The following is a 19,642-nucleotide window of genomic DNA, read 5'->3' on the forward strand; positions in this document are numbered from 1 at the left end:
ATGCGATGCGCCCCTCAGGACGGACAATTGATGGAATGCGGCCGATATCCATTGAGATTGATGTGACCCGTCACGCCGAAGGGTCGTGCCTGATCAAATGTGGTGACACTCAAGTGCTGTGTACCGCGTCTATTGACGAACGTGTGCCGTCGTTTTTGAAGAATTCTGGCTTAGGCTGGGTGACGGCAGAATACGGCATGCTGCCGCGGGCGACGAACACACGGATGCGCCGTGAAGCCAAAAATGGTCAAAGCGGACGGACGCAGGAGATTCAGCGCCTGATTGGGCGGTCTTTGCGTGCCGGCATTGACCGCGTGGCACTAGGGGAGCGTCAGATCGTCATCGACTGCGATGTTATTCAGGCTGATGGCGGGACACGATGCGCGTCGATCACTGGCGGTTGGGTTGCCCTAAAATTGGCAGTGCAAAAATTGATGAACGCTGGTGACGTGATTTCTGATCCGTTGTTGATTCCCGTGGCAGCAGTGTCATGTGGGATCTATGCTGGGCAGTCGGTTCTGGACTTGGATTACCCAGAAGATTCTGAGGCTGGCGTCGATGGAAATTTTGTTATGACAGCTGATAAACTGATTGAGATTCAGATGTCTGCCGAAGGCTCAACATTTACCCGTGACCAGATGAACGCAATGATGGACTTGGCCCATAAGGGCATTGCAGAACTGACGGCCGTACAGATTGCGTCAGTCAGCTGATGCGTAAGTTTGGTGGGACCGATTTGCTGATTGCGACGCACAATCACGGTAAGCTTGAGGAGATCGCGAATTTGCTGTCGCCGTACGGTGTGGTTGTATCGTCAAACGCGGATCACGGATTGCCTGAGCCGGAAGAAACCGAGACGACGTTTGTTGGCAATGCACGTATCAAGGCGCATGCGGCAGTGAAGGCTACAGGTTTGCCTGCACTATCAGATGACAGCGGGATAACCGTTGATGGGTTGGACGGCGCACCTGGTGTTTATACGGCGGATTGGGCCGAAACGCCCGATGGGCGCGATTTTGTGAAGGCCATGACGCGGACGTGGGATGAATTGGATGCGCGCGGCGCCACAGAGCCGCGTGTGGCACAGTTTCGATGTTGTTTGGTCTTGGCATGGCCTGATGGACACGATGAGGTATTTGAAGGTATGATCCCTGGACGTGTGGTTTGGCCAATGCGGGGGGATCAGGGCCACGGCTACGACCCTATTTTCCAGCCTGACGGTTTCGGCGTAACATTTGGGGAAATGGACCGTTTTGAAAAGAACAGGATCAACCACCGTGCAGATGCGTTCACAAAGCTGATCGAGGGCTGTTTTGTCTGACTGTTTGGAAACTGGGGGCTTCGGTCTTTATCTTCATTGGCCGTTTTGTCAGGCGAAATGCCCCTATTGCGACTTTAACTCGCACGTTGTGGCATCGGTGGATCAGACACGGTGGGCCGCAGCATTCGAAAAAGAAATCGATCGCGTGGCCGAATTGACCAGTGATCGTGTATTAAATTCTGTATTCTTTGGTGGGGGTACTCCGAGCCTTATGGATGTTGAGACGGTTGATCGAATTCTGGCACGTGTCCAGAAACGCTGGCGATTGGCGAACGATTTAGAAGTCACGCTCGAAGCGAATCCTACATCAATCGAAGCGCAACGATTCACCGGATATCGAGATGTTGGCGTTAACCGCGTATCTGTTGGCGTTCAGGCGTTGAACGACACAGATTTGCGAGCCTTGGGTCGTCTACATTCTGCTGACGAAGCGCTCGCTGCGGTGGAAATTGCAAGAACGACCTTTGATCGAGTGAGTTTTGATCTAATCTATGCGCGCCAGAACCAAACGGTGGGGGAGTGGCAGTCCGAGTTAACCCGCGCCCTCGAATTGGAACCAGATCATCTTTCGTTGTATCAATTGACGGTGGAAGACGGGACTTCGTTTGGGGATCGGTTCAAGCGTGGATTATTGCGCGGGCTGCCAAACGAAGATCTCGGTGCAGATCTGTGGGATGTCACGCAAAATGCATGCGTAAAAGCTGGGCTTCCTGCATATGAAGTGTCTAACCACGCCAAAAGGGGTCAGGAGAGCCGTCATAATTTGATTTACTGGCGGTCAGGTGATTGGGCAGGGATCGGGCCTGGAGCACATGGTCGACTCACATTGGACGGCATCCGTCATGAAACAGTCTGTGTAAAAAGTCCAGGAGGTTGGATTGCGCAAGTCGAATCTGGCGCTTTGGGTCTTGATGTGGGAACTGCCCTTGTGAAGGCCGACATATTAGAAGAGCGTGTTATTATGGGATTGCGCGTGGTTGATGGCATAGAGATGCCGGCGGAATGGATTGCCAATAAATTAAATAAAATCAATGATTTGGTGGACCTTGGCCATCTTAAAAACATCAAAAGTAAACTCAACGTGACGGTCCAAGGGCGGCCTGTCCTAAACGCAGTGATTTCCCATTTGTTGACAGACTAGTTTCCAGAAAGCACGCGCAAAAGATCGTCAAGCTGCTCAAGGTCACGGTAGTTCAACACGACTTGACCGTTTTCGCGCCCAGCGGCGTGGGCGATGTTAACTTTCAGCCCCAGATGCGCGGAAAGATCATTTTCAATCTGGACCGTATCGGCATCTTTCGCGACTGTTTTGCCGGAAGCCGCCCTTTTCGTTGGGTTTTTTGACGTCTTCGCAAGTTTCTCGGCGTCTCGTACCGATAGGCCCTTTTTTACGATCTCAGTTGCAATTTTATCCGCATCAGTATGACCCACAAGGGTTCGAGCGTGGCCAGCCGACAAACGCCCGTTTTGTAGGAGGGACTGGACGGATGCTGGCAATGTGAGGAGGCGAACAGAATTGGCTATGTGACTGCGACTTTTACCTAGCGCTTTGCCCATATCTTCTTGCGTTCGGCCAAATTTTTCCATCAGCTGCTTATAACCCGCCGCTTCATCAATTGCGCTAAGGTCTGAACGTTGAATATTCTCAATAATTGCAACCTCAAGAACTTCAACGTCTGTAAATTCGCGTATGATCACTGGTACTTGGTGCAGTTGCGCCCGCTGTGCTGCGCGCCAACGACGTTCCCCAGCAACAATTTCATATGTGCCATTTCCAGACGGTTTTCGGCGTACAATAAGTGGTTGAATGATGCCCTTTTCGGTAATCGAAGCGGTCAAGTCGTCCATTGCTTTATCATCGAATGTGCGGCGCGGTTGTTCAGGGTTTGGATAGATCTGATCAGTAGGTAGGGACTGATCTGTCCTGTTTGTTACCGATTTATCGGTCTCAGTAGGGGTGCTAACATCTGACATGAGAGCGGAGAGACCGCGACCGAGACCGCGGGTAGGTGGCTTAGGTGTGCTCATAATGCTCTCCGAGTGTTTGTGGTTCGTTCCCGCTCAATAATTTCTTTGGAGAGGGCAAGATATGCGTGCGATCCCTTCGATGAGGGGTCGTAGTCCAGGACTGGAAGCGCGAAAGACGGGGCTTCGCTTAGCCGGACGTTTCGCGGGATGACAGTTTTGAAGACCAAATCGCCTAAATTGTCGCGCGCATCCGCTTCGACTTGTTGGCACAAGTTGTTGCGCTTATCGTACATCGTCAGAATAATGCCTTCAATGCGAAGCGAAGAATTGGCCGTCTGCCGGATGTCGCGAATTGTTAACATTAATTGTGACAGTCCTTCGAGTGCGAAGAATTCGCATTGGAGCGGAACCACGACGGTATCAGAGGCAATCATTGCATTCACTGTCAATATATTGAGTGATGGCGGGCAATCGATGAGGATATAGTCCAAGTTTAGTGAGTCTATGTCAGGTTGGTGCAGGGCGTCGTGCAGCATGAAGCTACGTTTTTCATTCGCCATGAGGTTAATATCTGCCGAACTTAGGTCCGTGGTGGCCGGAATTATGATTAGGTTCTTGACGCTTGTGTTTTGGGCCGCTTTAGACGGAAGCACCTCCCCAGTCAGGAGATCGTATGTCGTGATATTACGATCTGCCACCTCGATACCCAAACCAGTTGACGCGTTGCCCTGAGGATCCAGATCGATCAGGAGCACACGCCGACCTGTACGGGCGAGCGCGGCGCCCAAATTTATGGTAGTCGTCGTCTTCCCGACACCACCCTTCTGGTTCGCGATCGACAGTATTTTTGGGTTGGTCCTGCGACTAAGATTCACGGCGAATTATCCCTGATAGCTCGAGTACCCGAGAATCGGGATTAGTTTGGCTCGTGTGTGCCTTGACGTCAAAATGCCAAGCTTGTGCGGCATGGTCCAGCTCTTCTTGATAGCGTTCGCCTTTTGGAAATATGGCGATGCCATCTGCCCCCAGAAACTGGTCAGCATAACCAAGAAGGTCATTCAATGGCGCCAATGCACGAGCGCTTATTATGTTAGCTGGCACCGTCTCTGCGTTCGCAATTCTCCTATTGATGATACTGATATTTAGCCCAAGTTCTCTCCGAGCGGTTGTGAGGAAAAGGCACTTGCGCTTGTCGCTTTCAATCAGAGTAATCAATCGGTTCTGCTGATCCAATATTGCGACAACCAACGCAGGAAGCCCACCACCACTGCCAAGATCAACCCAATGCGTCCAACTGTCTGGTGCACAATGAAAAACCTGCGCACTATCAACGATATGGCGATCCCAAAGATTGGGAACGCTGTTCGGCGCGATGAGGTTGATGGCTTTGGTCCACTTGATAATTAGGGCGGATAACTGTTCAAGTTTCTCCATTGTTTCACGTGAAACATCGACCCCTCCAACTGAGGTTACAATGCTACTCATGCCACTTTGGCCCTCGTTTGCCGCTTCTTGATTTCGGCCGCTACAAGCATCAGTGCCGCAGGAGTAATACCGTCGATACGGGAAGCTTGTGCAAGGTTGTCAGGCAGCGCGGTCTTTAACTTTGATTTCAGTTCATTGGACAGACCCGAAATTGAACCATAATTCAAATCATTTGGAATAAGTTTGCAGCTGTCTCGTTTCATACCTTCAATATCTCGCATCTGGCGGTCAACGTAATGGGAGTATAGTGCGTCTCGTTCCAGCTGGGACGCTATATCTTTTGGAATTTTAGATAGCTGTGGGGCAAGTTCGGCTAAGTCATTAACCGTAGTTCCCGCTATGGTCAGTGCGTCAGCCAAGGTGCGTTTCGGTCCATCAATACTCACTTTCACCCCTGCCTTGTTCAAATCTCGGGATGACGCTGAAATACCCAATAACACTTCTCTTCCGTGGTCTAGTTCGTTCGTTTTATTGATAAAGACACTCCACCGCTCATCCTCGACACAGCCAACGCCTCGACCGAAAGGCGTTAGGCGCTGATCAGCATTATCGGCTCGCAGTGACAGTCGGAATTCGGCGCGCGACGTAAACATGCGGTAGGGCTCTGAAACACCACGCACCGTAAGATCATCTATCATGACACCAATGTACGATGTTGAACGATCAAAAAGAACAGGATCGCGACTATTCACCTGTGCGGCGGCGTTCAAGCCAGCAACCATTCCTTGCGCGGCGGCTTCTTCGTAACCAGTTGTACCATTAATTTGACCTGCAAGGAAAAGTCCAGGCATGCGCTTCAATTCAAGTTGTGTACTTAAACTGCGTGGATCAATGTAATCGTATTCTATTGCGTACCCCGGCTGCAGTATCTTTGCATCCTCAAGGCCGACGATCGAATGAACATATTCTTCCTGCACATCTACAGGCAGAGACGTTGAGATACCGTTTGGATATATCGTGTGGTCCGTGAGCCCTTCGGGCTCAAGAAAAATCTGATGCGAAGTCTTATCAGCAAATCTGACGACCTTGTCTTCGATCGAAGGACAGTATCGTGGCCCTACACCATCTATATGCCCTCCATACATTGCAGACCTTTTCAGATTTTTTTTAATAACTTCATGGGTTTGGGGATTTGTGTGAGTGATCCCACAGGCGATCTGCTTCACAAACGGGGAATGGTGCATGAACGAAAAAAGTTCTGGTTCTACATCTGCATCCTGACGTTCAAGTCCATCCCAATGTATCGTTCTGCCATCTAGACGGGGCGGTGTGCCCGTTTTTAGACGACCCAGCGGTAAATCGTACGATGATAGACGTTCAGCCAAGGCGATTGACGGAAGATCACCCATGCGTCCACCCGCTTGCGCAACGTTGCCAATATGGATAACACCACGTAAAAATGTTCCTGACGTGAGAACAACCGCGGTCGCGGATATTCTTGAACCATCCTTCAAGGTCACGCCATCGACGCGCCCTCTGTCTAAAGAAAGATCGACTACCTCTCCCTCGCGCACCTCCAAATTTGATCGTGCAGTCGTCAATTCTTGAACAGCACTGCGATATAGCGCGCGGTCAGCTTGGGTACGCGGGCCCTGCACGGCTGGGCCCTTTCTCCGGTTTAGAAGGCGGAATTGGATGCCTGCACGATCGGCTGCACGACCCATTACACCATCAAGAGCATCGATTTCGCGCACGAGATGGCCTTTACCCAAGCCACCAATCGCTGGATTACATGACATCACACCAATATCTGACAGCCTAAGCGTGATCAGCAATGTTCGAACGCCAGACCGGGCGGATGCGTGGGCGGCCTCACAACCGGCATGCCCTCCGCCAATAATGATAACATCGTATGCGTGTTTCACGTGAAACATTCCTCACTTACCGATACAGAAACTTGAGAAAATCTCACCTAGCACGTTTTCAACGTCAACGCGACCTATGAGACTATCGAGAGATCTAATCGCAATTCGAAGGTCTTCAGATAACAAATCAACTGGCATATCAACAACAGTTAAACCCAAAGTCACCGTGTCCAATGCATCTGCAGCCGTCTCTAGCGCCCTTTGATGACGCATTCGTGTTGCGACACCCGCACCCGCAAGCTGTTCGCGTAAATGGGACGAGATCTGGCCCAGCAGACGATCCATGCCATAACCCGTCTCCCCCGAAACCCCATCGCGCGCCGGCGGAATGACCAAATCAGCCTTTGATTTCGTGTAAATGTCTAGCCCAAAATCCGACTGAACGCTATCGGAAGATAGGTTATCCATAAGATGGACGCGGATGTCCGCCGCCGCGGCGCGGTCTTTGCCACGCGCAATTCCGATACCTTCCAGAACGTCGTCAGATTCCCTTAGTCCAGCTGTATCCAGGATTGTGACGGGCAGCCCATCGAGGTCCATCCTCACCTCAATTACGTCCCGCGTCGTGCCGGCAATATCGGATGTAATAGCGGCTTCACGGCCAGCCAAACGATTGAGAAGCGTAGACTTTCCAGAATTTGGCGGCCCAACAAGCGCAACCTCAAACCCGTCCCGCACGCGTTCGCGCACTTTGACACCGGCGGCCTCATGTCGGACTTCCTTGCTCACAACATGGATAAGCGTCCTGACTTCTGGGTAAACATCAACTGGCACATCTTCGTCGACGAAATCTATTGTAGCTTCCAACAATGCCGCTGCACGAACAAGACTAGTGCGCCAACCAGACGCCAAGTCACCCAAGGCGCCTTGAAACACCCGCACAGCCTGCCGACGTTGGCTTTCAGTTTCAGCATCAATCAGATCAGCGAGACCTTCGACCTGGGCCAAATCGAGCACGCCATTGTCCATGGCCCGCCGCGTAAATTCACCAGGTTCCGCGGGGCGCAACCCCAAAGCCCCAAGACGGTTCAAGACTGCGGATACAACGGCAGGTGATCCATGGGTTTGAAGTTCAACAACTTGTTCACCCGTAAAACTTCGGCGCGGCCCAAAACTTATCGAAAAGGCTTGATCAATCAGGCTGCCATCTGTCGTAATCAAATTAACCAAGCGCCGATCATGTTCACCCAAAACCGCACCCATTGATTCGCAGCTCTTGAGAGCATCCGGTCCAGAAACCCTAATGATAGAAACTCCAGCTTTACCGGCCGCAGTTGCATGTGCAAAAATCGTATCCATATCAATCAAAACAACGTTCTATAACAACAAGTTACGTATTCATTGAATCGAAGAAATCCGAATTCGTCTTGGTTTGTTTCAGCTTCGAAATTAGAAATTCAATCGCATCAGTTGTTCCCATCGGGTTCAAGATCCGACGCAGAACATACGTTTTCTGAAGATCAACTTTGTTTATCAAAAGGTCTTCCTTGCGGGTACCAGACTTAAGTATGTCCATTGCAGGGAACACGCGCTTATCCGCAATCTTACGATCCAGAACAATTTCTGAATTACCTGTACCTTTGAATTCTTCAAAAATAACTTCATCCATCCGACTGCCTGTATCAATTAAAGCTGTCGCAATGATCGTCAGAGAACCACCTTCTTCAATATTACGCGCAGCACCAAAAAAACGTTTCGGGCGTTGCAGTGCGTTCGCATCCACACCACCTGTTAGAACCTTGCCAGACGACGGTACAGTCGTGTTAAACGCGCGGCCTAAGCGCGTGATCGAATCCAACAGGATGACAACGTCGCGTTTATGTTCAACGAGACGTTTAGCCTTTTCAATCACCATTTCAGACACAGCGACGTGGCGCGTTGCAGGTTCATCAAAAGTTGACGAAACAACTTCACCTTTCACAGATCGCTGCATGTCTGTAACTTCTTCAGGGCGTTCATCGATCAAAAGCACGATCAAATAACACTCGGGATGATTTGCGGCGATTGAATGTGCAATGTTTTGCAGCAGAACAGTTTTACCTGTCCGCGGGGGCGCCACGATCAGGGAACGTTGCCCTTTTCCAATCGGGGCAACAAGATCGATGATTCGCGCTGAGCGGTCTTTCATCGTTGGGTCTGCAGTTTCCATAATCAGACGCTCATCCGGATAAAGCGGCGTAAGATTTTCAAAAGCGACTTTGTGGCGTGCGCGCTCGGGATCCTCAAAATTGATCATCTCAACCTTGGTCAGCGCAAAATAGCGCTCTGTCTCTGACGGTTCTTGAATGACACCATCAACCGTATCGCCAGTGCGTAATGAATGTTGACGGATCATATCAGGTGAGACGTAGATATCATCTGGTCCGGGCAAGTAATTTGCACCAGGTGACCGCAGAAAGCCAAATCCGTCTTGCAACACCTCAAGAACGCCGTCACCGCCAATGACCCAATCGTCTTCTGCCCGTTCCTTGAGGATCGAGAACATCATGTCGCCTTTGCGCATGGTCGATGCGTTCTCAATCTCCAGCTCTTCTGCCAAGGACAATAGATCCTTTGGGCTTTGCGCCTTAAGGTCTGCAAGGTTCAAGCGGTCCGCTACTACAGCTTCTTGCACAAATTCAGCGGTGATTAAATCGTCAGACATCGTTAGGTCTCCGGCCACATCCGCAGCCTTTTCATATTCTGTACTGGAAAATTACCATTCGGACGAGCGGTTTCTTTGATTACGCCTTCCTAGCAGGTCTGTCAATTCAACGAACGTGACGTATCCTATGGCACGAAACGACCCCTACTTATCTAACTAACAAAGAAGAATCTTAAAAAGGTGTTAGTAGTAGTAGGGCGGTGGATAGGCATTGCGGTTTGAAATCTCCTCAAGGTTATCCCCATCTGTCAAAGTCAGAAGCCAGCTTCAAAGATACAATAATATTAATTAACACACTGAATAAGATCAATTTTAACCCAGTTACATGTGTTGTAAAGAAATCATGAACGAGTCCGAAGCGATTTGATCCACAATCTTGATTCGTCCTTATCCCACGTGGATAAGTGGAAGATCATCAAGGATATCTCGTATAACTTTCAGGATCTGCGCAATGTGTTGCGCTTAACCCCAAATCGTCCCATGACGTTCTAACACAGTCACCCACTGGGATATCCACATGGCCGACCAGATTATTCTAGCATCTTCGTCCAACATTCGCGCTCAATTGCTGCGAAATGCTGGCGTCACCTGCGAGATCGTACCAGCGCGAGTCGATGAAGATTCGGTTAAGCGCGCCCTAGAAATAGAAGCCGCGCCGCCCCGTGATATCGCGGATACCTTGGCCGAAATGAAGGCGCGTAAAGTCGCCGAAAAAGGCATGGGCTCCTTGGTTGTTGGGTGCGACCAAGTACTGTCGTTCAAGGGGTCCGTGTTGTCCAAGCCAAAAACCCCACAAGCTGCACATGATCAACTCACGATGTTGCGGGGCCAGACGCACCAACTGCTCTCGGCGGCCGTTGTCTATGAAGGTCTTGAGCCAGTTTGGCGCCACGTCGGGGTTGCGCGCCTTACAATGCGCGATTTCTCGAACGATTTTCTTGATGACTACATTAGCCGGAACTGGGACAGCATTCGTCAGTCCGTCGGTGGTTATAAGATCGAACAAGAGGGCATTCGCTTGTTTCGTATGATACAAGGCGATACTTTTACAATTCAGGGCTTGCCGCTCCTGGAGCTCTTGTCTTATCTCACGCTTCGCGGGACACTTCCAAGATGACCGATATTCGCATTCCCCTCGCAGGTGTCATCGGCAACCCAATTGCGCAGTCACGCTCGCCGCAGTTGTTTCGCCATTGGTTGAAGACCTATAATCGCGCGGGTTTCTATATTCCTATCCATGTGATTGAAGGCAATCTAGAGGACGTGATCCGAACATTACCAAAAATGGGGTTCGTTGGGTGTAACGTGACGGCTCCGCACAAGGTTGACGCGCTTAACATCTCTGACCTTGCGACCGACCGAGCGACGTTGATTGGGGCGGCAAACACGTTGATCTTCCGCAAAGACGGAAAAATCCATGCCGATAACACTGACGGCTATGGCTTTATCGCCAACCTTAAACAGGGAGCTCCAGGATGGGCGCCATCCATCGGTCCGGCCGCTGTTCTTGGTGCAGGGGGGGCGGCCCGCGCAGTCATCGCGTCGTTAATCGACGTCGGCGTGCAAGAGATTTTTCTGAGCAATCGAACGCGCCCCAAGGCTGAGGCCCTGAAATCGTCGTTCGGTACAAAAATTACAGTGGTTGATTGGGTGCAAGCGGGCAATATGCTTGAGGATGCCGCGACAGTCATAAATACAACATCCCTTGGCATGACGGGAAAGCCCCAATTTCGCGTGCCTTTGGACGGTTTACGACGTGGTACCGTTGTCACAGATCTTGTCTACAGTCCCCTGAAAACCCGGCTCCTGGTTGAGGCTGAGGCCGCAGGCTGTGTTGTTGTTGATGGTTTGGGCATGCTTTTGCATCAAGCGGTTCCAGGGTTTGAACGCTGGTTTGGTGTCCGACCCGAGGTGGACGTCGACACCCGCGCTGCTGTCCTCGCATGACTTTTGTCCTTGGACTTACTGGGTCCATCGGTATGGGCAAATCCACCACTGCGCAGATGTTTGCCAATCAGGGCGTGCCGGTCTGGGACGCGGACGAAGTTGTGCGTGAATTATATGGGGCAGGGGGTAAAGCGGCTACGCTGATTGCGCGATTTTATCCTGATGCGGTTGAGGATGGGGCGGTGTCGCGTCGTAAGTTACGCGATCTTATTGCGACTGACACAAAAACTCTTGATCATATTCAGATACTTGTGCACCCCTTGGTTGCTGCAGATCGCGCAGCGTTTTTGGTGGGGACCACTGCCAAGGTGATCCTGTTGGATATCCCGCTTCTGTTTGAAACAGCGACGGATGGCTTGTGTGATGCCATCGCCGTAGTGTCCGTTCCTGCCGATGTTCAGAAAAGGCGGGTCTTGGCGCGCGGTGAAATGACTGAGGCCGATTTTGATCTCATCCACGCACGGCAAATGTCGGACGCGCAAAAGCGAAGCAAAGCGCGCTGGGTTATTCCAACGCAGACGCTGGACGAAGCGCGCGCACATGTGAAAGATATCCTCGCAGAGATTGATAGGGATCTGGCCGATGCGTGAAATTGTCCTCGACACTGAGACCACCGGTTTTGAACCGAGTGAGGGAGACCGCATCGTCGAGATTGGCGCGATCGAGCTGCACAATCACATGCCAACGGGGCGCACGTACCACCAGTATATCAACCCGAAACGGTCGATGCCTGCGGGCGCGTTTGGTATTCATGGCATTGGGCCCGATCTGCTCGATCCGCCGCAGACACCCACGGCAGGTCAGGTCATTTTGCGTGATAAACCGGTTTTTGCGGATATCGCACAAGCGTTTGTAGATTTTATCGGTGACGCGAAACTGGTCATTCATAATGCTGCGTTTGATATGAAATTTCTGAATGCGGAACTGGGTTGGGTCAATCGCCCGTTGCTGCCTATGGATCAATCCCTCGACACACTCGGGATTGCGCGCAAGAAATTTCCCGGATCACCTGCGTCGCTTGATGCGTTGTGCCGTCGGTTCGGAATTGATAATTCCAACCGCACGCTGCATGGGGCGCTTCTCGACAGTGAAATTCTGGCTGAGGTTTATCTGGAACTGATCGGCGGTCGCCAACCGGATCTGGTGATGGGCGGTCAGACCAGTTCAAAATCCAAGACCGCAGCTGAAGGGGAATGGCGTGCGCAGCCGCGTCCGACACCGCTGGCGCCCAAAATAAAAGCGGCGGAGGTCGGTGCCCACGCCGCATTCATTAAATCACTAGGCGAAACCGCCCTTTGGAACAAACCTTAAACGTTGTTCAAGCCTCAGCGGTCGCATTCTTTTGCTGTTCCGCACGAAGCGCAAGCTGCTGGCGATAGATTGCCACAAAATCGATTTGTTCAAGGTTCAGCGGCGGGAACCCACCATCGCGTGTGACGTCACTAACGATGCGGCGCACGAACGGGAACGTCATGCGCGGGCATTCGATCATCAAGTAGGGGTGCATCTGCGCCTCTGGCACGCCTTCGATCTCAAAGACACCTGAATATTCCAGCTCTAGCAAGAACAACATATTCTCTGTGCCGGCGTTCTGCGAAGACACCTTGAGCTTGGTGATAACCTCAAACTGGTTTTCGGCGCCGCGTTTGCGGGCATCGAGGTTCACCTCGACTTTGATTTCTGGCTTAACCTCGCCATCGATACCTTTCTGCGCCATGACGTTTTCAAACGAAAGATCGCGGACAAACTGGGCAAGGACGCGCTGTTTGATCTGTGGTGCTACTGGCGCTGTGTCTGCTGCGCCGTTTGTTTGTGCTGTGTCTTCTTCGGCCATGTGGCCCTCCAAACTTTAATAAATTCCATGTTGTGTATCAGGCACTGGGATGGGCCTCAATGTTTAGTCCATCCAGACGGGTCGTCCTTTGGTGGATTTTCTGGTTCGACCTCTTCAAACTCGCCATCAATGACGCGGTGGTGGGGTTGGCCACGGGGATTGGGAGGGCGCGGTTGCTGAATGTCTGGCCCCATTTGAAAGTTCTGCACGTTAATTCGTGCCCGTAGATTGCGATAGACTGCGGATCGAACAGCGGGAATCAGCAGCGCAAATCCAACGAAATCAGTAAAAAACCCAGGTGTGAGCAATAAAGCGCCCGAAAAAAGGATCATCGCACCATGTGCCAAAGGTTCAGTCGGGTCTTGCAAGCTTGAGAACGAGGTTCGCAAGTTCAACATCGCGCGTGCACCCTGACTGCGCACCATCCATGCCCCCAAAACTGCCGTCGCGATCACAATGGCGAGTGTCCAGCCAAGCCCGATTGCACCGCCGATTTGAATAAACAGAGTGATTTCAAGCAGCGGGATGCCGATAAAGAGTAAAAGCAAAAACATGGGTCCTCCAGATAGGCAAATGAATCGTTGGGGCTAAGGTGGACTTGGCCCTATGTCAGCCTTACATAAGGCCAATACTCTTATGTTACCACTTGCCTAGAAATTATCTTGAAAGAAACGCACATGAATTCGCCCGTTCTTCAACTTCTGGTTCTTGCCGGAATTGCGATCTTCCTGATCCTGCGCTTGCGAAATGTTTTGGGGACACGAGAGGGTTTTGAAAAACCAAAGGTGGCGCCGGCAATCCCATCGCGCCGCCCCACGCCCGATCTGGAAGTAATCGAAGGTGGACCTGATCCCGATGTGACCGATTATGTCGATGCCGATAGTGACGTGGCCAGAGTGTTGACAGCGATGAAGACCGCCGACCGGTCGTTCAATGTCCGCGAATTTCTGCGTGGCGCACGTGGCGCATATGAAATGATCCTGACGGGGTTCGAAAAAGGGGATATTGCTGAAATCAAACCGTTCCTGTCGAGCGATGTCTACGACGCCTTCGCGGGTGTGGTCGAAGCGCGGGAAAAAGACGGATTGAGCGTCGATTTCAAGTTCATCGGTATTTCCGAAACAACTTTGGTTGATGCGGAATTCGATGAGACGACGAAGAACGCTGAGATTTCGATCAAGTTCCTTTGTGAAAGTACGTCTGCAGTCTATGACAAAGGAGGAGACCTGAAAGAAGGGTCTGCCACCGACATCAAAAAGCAGCGGGACGTTTGGACGTTTGGTCGGACTATGGGCACTGGTGATCCGAACTGGTTTCTTGTCGCCACGGGTGAATGAAGACGGGGCGAATAATCTTGAAGGCGGCGGCCTTTGGGCTGTCGATGTTCGCGCCAACATTTTTCTGGACTGAGGCGGCAATGGCTAATCCGACCCATCAAAGTTTGCAATTTGACGATCTGAATGGCTGGGCCGAAGACGACCATCAGGCGGCGTTAGACGTGTTCCTGTCTACGTGTGGCGATATGCGCGACCCCGCGTGGCAAGCAATTTGTGATTTGGCGCGCCAAGGCCAAGAGGCGCGTGGTTTTTTTGAACGGTTCTTTACGCCTGTGTTGATTTATGACGGCCAAGACGCGCTGTTTACGGGCTACTACGAACCTGAATTACGCGGATCGGTGACCCGTGGCGGCCCCTACCAGTACCCGCTTTATCGCCTTCCGCCTGATATGACGTCGCCGTGGTTGACCCGTCGTGAAATCGAAGAAACAGGTGCGCTGGACGGGCTGGGGCATGAGATCGCTTGGATCGATGATCCAGTGGATGTTTTCTTTTTGCAGGTGCAAGGATCAGGCCGCGTTGGGCTGGATACTGGCGGCGGTATTCGCGTTGGATATGGCGGTGCGAACGGGCGCGAGTATTCGTCAATCGGATTGGAACTGGTCAACCGTGGTGTCTACGAACCCCATCAGGTGTCCGCCGATGTGATTCGAAATTGGGTTCGCAATAACGGTGAAGAAGGCCGTCAGCTTTTGTGGGCGAACGACAGTTATGTTTTCTTTCGTGAGGTCAACGAAGTGCCCGCTGATATGGGCCCGCTTGGGGCGATGAACCGATCGGTCACCACAATGCGAACAATTGCGATTGATCCGGCCTTTATTCCGCTTGGCGCCCCCGTTTGGATTGAAAAGAACGGTGCTGAACCATTGAACCGTTTGATGGTCGCGCAGGACACGGGTTCCGCGATCAAGGGATCGCAACGGGCGGATATTTTCTTTGGAACAGGTGACGTTGCTGGGCGTGATGCGGGCCGCATAAAGGATGATGGCCGGTTGGTCGTTTTGATGCCGATCCAAAGCGCGTATGCGCTGTTGCCGGATGTGATCGAATGAAAAAGCCTCGGCATGTATCGGCTGAGGAACAGGCGTTGTGGGAAGTGGTGGCGAAGCGGGCAGAGCCGCTTCATAAACCCGCAATCAAGCTGATCCGTGCTGCGCCGCGCAAACCCAATCCGCAGCCAGGTCAGACCAAACCCCGACCCATCTCAGCTTTCAAAATTGGTGCTGCTGTCGATCACCGTGCCGACTATGATTTGCTGCCATCGCTTGGCCAACAGATTCGGGCGGCCCCCGTTCAGATGGATCAAAAGGCGTTTGGTCGACTCCGTCGCGGAAAGTTAAAACCAGAAGCTCGGATTGACTTACACGGCATGACCCTTGCACAGGCGCATCCGGTATTGACGGGATTTATCCTTCGGTCAGCAGGTGCAGGGCATCGATTGGTGTTGGTCATCACCGGTAAGGGAAAGCACCATGATAATGGTGGCCCAATTCCGACGCGGTTTGGTGTATTGCGCCATCAAGTCCCGCAATGGCTGGTGATGTCCCCGCTGGGTGGATTGGTGATGCAGATCACTGAATCGCACATTCGCCATGGAGGGCAGGGCGCCTATTACGTCTACTTACGCCGAACCCGTTGATTTCGTACAACGGTGACTGGATATAATAACAAGATTGCCGCGATGAAAAAGGTTGCTGCATATCCTAACATCTGCTGTTCAAAGCCAACGCCTTGGTCGATGAGCCAGCCACTGACGCCCGGTCCAAGTGCGGACCCAAGTACCATCAAAGCGGTCGTTGCGGCCTTGATGGACCCAAGGTGCAATGTCCCGTAAAACTCAGCCCAACAGGCATTCAACAACGTTGCCTGACCGCCGCCCGCCGCACCCATCAGGATAACAGCGAGGGCCGTCCAGCCAAGGCTTGGCGCGTACCAATGCAGGATGAACGCAAAGATGAAGGGAATCAAATAGAACGGCAGAAGTTTGACCGCGCCAAGCCGATCCACAGCCCAGCCATAAAAGATCGTTGAGAACAGGAGGGTGATCGTGCCCAGTGGAAAGACCGCCACAAGCGCCAGATGCGAATAACCCTTGATTTCAGCAAAATGAACTTGGTGAAACCAAAACGCCGTGCCAAAGCCAGAAAATGACATGACCGCAGGGGCCATGGCCCAAAATATCGGATGGCGCAGGACCTCTGTGCGTGTCCAGTGTTTATCGTAAAGCCCGGTTGATTGGTTGTCTTGCGCAACCGATTGCGGGGTGCGTTCAAGGCGCAGGAGCCGGAACAGGACGGGGGTCATGGCAACACAAAAGAGGGCGCAGCCGATCCAGATAAAGTGCCAATCAATGTATGATTTTAGCCAGACCATAATCAGGGGCAGAGCTGCCTCAGCCAGCATGAAACCCATGGCAGCAACGGCCAATGCGCGGCCACGGGTCGCGATGAACCAACGAGACATGGCAACGGTTGCAACATGCGTTGTCATCCCTTGGCCAAAGAAGCGAAGCGCAAATACAACGAATGGGAGGAGGGCGGCAATTGGATTGAGCGCCATGAGGACGCAAGACAGACCGAGGAGCAACACCACAGTGATGCCAAGTTGACGGACGCGGAACCGATCCGCAAGGCCGCCTGCAAACACCATAACTGCCGCCGATCCGCCAGTACCGATCATATAGATCAGGCCCCAGTCGCCATTACTGAGTCCATATTCAGCCCGGATTTCACCGCCGAAGAGCGAGATGAAGAACGTCTGCCCAAAGCTTGAGAGAAACGACAACAATGCGCCCGTCGCAAGGAAGGGCGCGTTTTCGCGGATGAAGGAAACATATCCGGCATCGTGGATAATTCTGGTGGTCATTGGGTCTTATTGGCTGAATGAGCGGAACTGGAAAGCGCTAAAGCACGTAGCGGCTAATGTCGGTGGATCGTGCGAGTTCGCCAAGGTGTTGTTCGACAAAGGCAGCGTTGACTTCGATTTCATCACCTCCACGGTCTGGCGCATTGAACGACAGATCCTCAAACACGCGTTCCATCACCGTATAAAGACGACGGGCACCAATATTTTCTACGCTTTCATTCACCTCAGCCGCGATATGCGCGAGGGCAGCGATACCATCTTCACTGAACGACACAGTGACGTCTTCTGTGCCCATCAGTGCGGTGTACTGGCGGGTTAGCGCATTATCAGTTTCCGTCAGTATACGGACGAAATCGTGTTCAGTCAGGGCACGCAGTTCGACACGGATTGGCAGGCGGCCCTGCAATTCAGGCAAAAGATCAGACGGCTTTGCGATGTGAAACGCGCCCGACGCGATGAACAAGATATGGTCAGTTTTGACGGACCCGTGTTTGGTGCTGACGGTCGTGCCTTCAATCAATGGCAGCAAGTCACGCTGCACGCCTTCGCGGGACACATCCGCGCCGCGTGCGTCAGCATTGCGGCAGACCTTGTCGATTTCATCGAGGAACACGATGCCATTTTGTTCGACGGAATCGAGTGCGATTTTCGTGACGGTTTCGTCGTCCAGCAGTTTGTCTGCTTCGTCCGCAATCAACAACGCATAGCTTTCCGAAACGGTTACGCGTTTCTTCATGGTGCGCGGCCCGAATGCTTTGCCAAACATCGCGCCCAGGTCCATGCCACCCAAGGTGGGGGGCTGCCCGGGAATTTCCATATTTCCCATTGGGTTGGAATTATCGGCGAGTTCCAGTTCGATGATGGTGTTATCCAATTCACCGGTCTTTAGTTTCTTGCGGAACATGTCGCGCGTACCCTCGCGGGCATCTTTCCCCGCGATGGCATCAATCACGCGGGCTTCAGCGGCTTCCTGCGCCTTTTGTTTTACATCATCGCGCATGTAGTCGCGGGTTTCTACAATGGCAGATTCAACTAGATCGCGGATGATCTGTTCAACATCACGACCAACATACCCCACTTCGGTAAATTTTGTTGCTTCAACCTTGATGAACGGCGCGCGGGCGAGTTTTGCCAAACGGCGTGAAATTTCTGTCTTACCAACGCCTGTGGGCCCAATCATCAGGATGTTCTTGGGGTATACTTCGTCGCGCAGGTCGTCGTCCAACTGTCTACGTCGCCAACGACTGCGCAGTGCCACGGCGACAGCGCGTTTTGCGTCAGATTGGCCGATGATAAATCGGTCAAGTTCGGATACGATTTCGCGCGGGGTGAGGTCAGTCATGTTTGATGGTCTCCACGGTAAGATTGCCGTTGGTATAAACGCAAATATCGGATGCAATGGCCATGGCGCGGCGGGCAATTTCCTCAGCCGTAAAATCCAGATCCATCAGTGCGCGACCGGCGGAGAGGGCAAAGTTGCCACCTGAACCGATGGCAGTCACGTCATATTCAGGTTCCAGAACGTCCCCCGCACCGGTGATGACGAACAGGTCTTTGCCGTCGCTCACAATCAGCATCGCTTCGAGTTTCTGAAGGTATTTGTCAGTGCGCCAATCCTTGGCGAGTTCAACAGAGGCGCGTGCGAGTTGGCCCGGTGTCGCCTCAAGCTTTTTCTCAAGCCGTTCGAGCAAGGTGAACGCGTCCGCCGTTGATCCAGCAAAGCCACATATCACATCATTGCCGCCTGCGGTCAGACGGCGCACTTTGCGGGCTGTGCCTTTCATCACGGTCTGGCCAATGGACACTTGTCCGTCACCAGCGATGACCACCTCGCCGCCCTTACGCACCCCAATGATTGTTGTGCCGTGCCAGCCTGGGGATGTTTCGCTCGTCATGTTGTGTCCTATCTTTGCTTAGAATTTATATGGCGGCGCGAGGCTGGCGACACAAGGTTTCAACGAAAAAGGGCGCCCCGATGGGACGCCCTTTCATAAAACCAGTTTGGCTTAGATGCCTTCTTCAATCCAGCTTTGTAGTGCTGCTTTGGGTGCTGCGCCTGTTTTGTTAGAAACGACTTCACCGTCTTTGAAAAGGAACAACGCCGGAATGCCACGCACGCCCATTTGGGCAGGGGCGTTCGGGTTTTCGTCCACGTTCACTTTGACGATTTTGACTTTGCCGTCCATCTCAGCTGACAGTTCCTCGAGCGCTGGGCCGATTTGCTTACAAGGTCCGCACCATTCAGCCCAAAAATCCACGACGACGGGGATTGTGGACTGACGAACTTCGACGTCAAAGGTGTCGTCGGTTACTGCTACGGTGGCCATTTGATATATTCCTCAAGTGTGTGTGTTTGGATGCTGAACGTATTGTCCG

Annotated in this window: 22 protein-coding genes; 10 read left to right on the forward strand and 12 right to left on the reverse strand. The window is 52.3% G+C overall.

The window, feature by feature from the left end:
* Positions 1–5: 5 nt before the first annotated feature.
* The 3 genes from rph to hemW are packed head-to-tail and all read left to right on the forward strand — an operon-like array spanning position 6 to position 2,462.
* Positions 6–713, forward strand: a complete 708-nt coding sequence (rph, locus tag OAN307_RS24160; protein ID WP_015502023.1) for a ribonuclease PH — start codon at positions 6–8, stop codon at positions 711–713.
* Entirely contained in the window at positions 713–1,321 is a 609-nt protein-coding gene (gene rdgB, locus OAN307_RS24165) for an RdgB/HAM1 family non-canonical purine NTP pyrophosphatase (protein WP_015502024.1), read from the forward strand. Before rph ends, rdgB begins: the two co-directional genes overlap by 1 nt.
* Positions 1,314–2,462: a radical SAM family heme chaperone HemW gene (gene hemW, locus OAN307_RS24170; protein WP_015502025.1), complete on the forward strand. Its 1,149-nt coding sequence runs from the start codon at positions 1,314–1,316 to the stop codon at positions 2,460–2,462. Before rdgB ends, hemW begins: the two co-directional genes overlap by 8 nt.
* Here the strand turns inward: hemW and OAN307_RS24175 are convergent.
* Genes OAN307_RS24175 through rho form a run of 6 tightly spaced genes read right to left on the reverse strand, consistent with a single transcriptional unit; the run spans position 2,459 to position 9,283 of the window.
* Positions 2,459–3,349, reverse strand: a complete 891-nt coding sequence (locus OAN307_RS24175; RefSeq protein ID WP_015502026.1) for a ParB/RepB/Spo0J family partition protein — start codon at positions 3,347–3,349, stop codon at positions 2,459–2,461. The two genes, hemW and OAN307_RS24175, sit on opposite strands and share 4 nt — an antisense overlap.
* Entirely contained in the window at positions 3,346–4,164 is an 819-nt protein-coding gene (locus tag OAN307_RS24180) for a ParA family protein (protein ID WP_015502027.1), read from the reverse strand. Before OAN307_RS24180 ends, OAN307_RS24175 begins: the two co-directional genes overlap by 4 nt.
* Positions 4,154–4,774, reverse strand: coding sequence for a 16S rRNA (guanine(527)-N(7))-methyltransferase RsmG (gene rsmG / locus OAN307_RS24185; RefSeq protein WP_015502028.1), 621 nt, complete (start codon positions 4,772–4,774; stop codon positions 4,154–4,156). The genes OAN307_RS24180 and rsmG overlap by 11 nt, the downstream gene beginning before the upstream one ends.
* On the reverse strand, positions 4,771–6,648 hold the full coding sequence (mnmG, locus tag OAN307_RS24190) for a tRNA uridine-5-carboxymethylaminomethyl(34) synthesis enzyme MnmG (RefSeq protein ID WP_015502029.1): 1,878 nt from the start codon (positions 6,646–6,648) through the stop codon (positions 4,771–4,773). Before mnmG ends, rsmG begins: the two co-directional genes overlap by 4 nt.
* 3 nt (positions 6,649–6,651) lie before the next feature.
* Entirely contained in the window at positions 6,652–7,938 is a 1,287-nt protein-coding gene (gene mnmE, locus OAN307_RS24195; protein ID WP_044044346.1) for a tRNA uridine-5-carboxymethylaminomethyl(34) synthesis GTPase MnmE, read from the reverse strand.
* A 31-nt stretch (positions 7,939–7,969) separates the two neighbouring features.
* Positions 7,970–9,283 carry a transcription termination factor Rho gene (rho, locus tag OAN307_RS24200; protein ID WP_015502031.1) on the reverse strand — a complete coding sequence of 438 codons (1,314 nt, stop codon included), beginning with the start codon at positions 9,281–9,283 and terminating at the stop codon, positions 7,970–7,972.
* A 517-nt stretch (positions 9,284–9,800) separates the two neighbouring features.
* Between rho and OAN307_RS24205 the strand changes: the two genes are divergently transcribed.
* Genes OAN307_RS24205 through dnaQ form a run of 4 tightly spaced genes read left to right on the forward strand, consistent with a single transcriptional unit; the run spans position 9,801 to position 12,541 of the window.
* Positions 9,801–10,400 (forward strand): Maf family protein, encoded by a 600-nt coding sequence (locus OAN307_RS24205; protein ID WP_015502032.1) that lies wholly within the window; start codon positions 9,801–9,803, stop codon positions 10,398–10,400.
* Entirely contained in the window at positions 10,397–11,230 is an 834-nt protein-coding gene (locus OAN307_RS24210; RefSeq protein WP_015502033.1) for a shikimate dehydrogenase, read from the forward strand. The genes OAN307_RS24205 and OAN307_RS24210 overlap by 4 nt, the downstream gene beginning before the upstream one ends.
* Positions 11,227–11,820: a dephospho-CoA kinase gene (gene coaE, locus OAN307_RS24215; RefSeq protein ID WP_044044348.1), complete on the forward strand. Its 594-nt coding sequence runs from the start codon at positions 11,227–11,229 to the stop codon at positions 11,818–11,820. Before OAN307_RS24210 ends, coaE begins: the two co-directional genes overlap by 4 nt.
* Positions 11,813–12,541 (forward strand): DNA polymerase III subunit epsilon, encoded by a 729-nt coding sequence (gene dnaQ / locus OAN307_RS24220; protein ID WP_015502035.1) that lies wholly within the window; start codon positions 11,813–11,815, stop codon positions 12,539–12,541. The genes coaE and dnaQ overlap by 8 nt, the downstream gene beginning before the upstream one ends.
* 7 nt (positions 12,542–12,548) lie before the next feature.
* Here the strand turns inward: dnaQ and secB are convergent, their stop codons facing one another.
* Positions 12,549–13,064, reverse strand: a complete 516-nt coding sequence (gene secB / locus OAN307_RS24225; protein WP_015502036.1) for a protein-export chaperone SecB — start codon at positions 13,062–13,064, stop codon at positions 12,549–12,551.
* Positions 13,065–13,120: 56 nt separating this feature from the next.
* The gene (locus tag OAN307_RS24230; protein WP_015502037.1) at positions 13,121–13,618 is read right to left on the reverse strand and encodes an FxsA family protein; all 498 of its coding nucleotides are present in this window, start codon (positions 13,616–13,618) and stop codon (positions 13,121–13,123) included.
* Between the two features lie 123 nt (positions 13,619–13,741).
* Between OAN307_RS24230 and OAN307_RS24235 the strand changes: the two genes are divergently transcribed.
* The 3 genes from OAN307_RS24235 (at position 13,742) to OAN307_RS24245 (ending at position 16,040) form a co-directional block, all read left to right on the forward strand.
* On the forward strand, positions 13,742–14,401 hold the full coding sequence (locus OAN307_RS24235; RefSeq protein ID WP_015502038.1) for a Tim44/TimA family putative adaptor protein: 660 nt from the start codon (positions 13,742–13,744) through the stop codon (positions 14,399–14,401).
* An 80-nt stretch (positions 14,402–14,481) separates the two neighbouring features.
* Positions 14,482–15,453 carry a murein transglycosylase A gene (gene mltA, locus OAN307_RS24240; protein WP_015502039.1) on the forward strand — a complete coding sequence of 324 codons (972 nt, stop codon included), beginning with the start codon at positions 14,482–14,484 and terminating at the stop codon, positions 15,451–15,453.
* A complete protein-coding gene (locus tag OAN307_RS24245) occupies positions 15,450–16,040 on the forward strand; it encodes a Smr/MutS family protein (RefSeq protein WP_015502040.1) in 591 nt (196 codons plus the stop codon). The genes mltA and OAN307_RS24245 overlap by 4 nt, the downstream gene beginning before the upstream one ends.
* On the opposite strand, the gene OAN307_RS24250 is transcribed toward OAN307_RS24245, so the two are convergent.
* The 4 genes from OAN307_RS24250 to trxA form a co-directional block, all read right to left on the reverse strand.
* Positions 16,019–17,266, reverse strand: coding sequence for an MFS transporter (locus tag OAN307_RS24250; protein WP_015502041.1), 1,248 nt, complete (start codon positions 17,264–17,266; stop codon positions 16,019–16,021). The genes OAN307_RS24245 and OAN307_RS24250 overlap by 22 nt on opposite strands.
* Before the next feature lie 37 nt (positions 17,267–17,303).
* Positions 17,304–18,608, reverse strand: a complete 1,305-nt coding sequence (hslU, locus tag OAN307_RS24255) for an ATP-dependent protease ATPase subunit HslU (RefSeq protein WP_015502042.1) — start codon at positions 18,606–18,608, stop codon at positions 17,304–17,306.
* The gene (gene hslV, locus OAN307_RS24260; RefSeq protein WP_015502043.1) at positions 18,601–19,161 is read right to left on the reverse strand and encodes an ATP-dependent protease subunit HslV; all 561 of its coding nucleotides are present in this window, start codon (positions 19,159–19,161) and stop codon (positions 18,601–18,603) included. Before hslV ends, hslU begins: the two co-directional genes overlap by 8 nt.
* A 111-nt stretch (positions 19,162–19,272) precedes the next feature.
* Complete coding sequence (gene trxA / locus OAN307_RS24265; RefSeq protein ID WP_015502044.1) at positions 19,273–19,593, reverse strand: thioredoxin; 321 nt, start codon at positions 19,591–19,593, stop codon at positions 19,273–19,275.
* Positions 19,594–19,642: the final 49 nt, after the last annotated feature.

The organism is Octadecabacter antarcticus 307 (assembly GCF_000155675.2).
GTDB lineage: Bacteria > Pseudomonadota > Alphaproteobacteria > Rhodobacterales > Rhodobacteraceae > Octadecabacter > Octadecabacter antarcticus.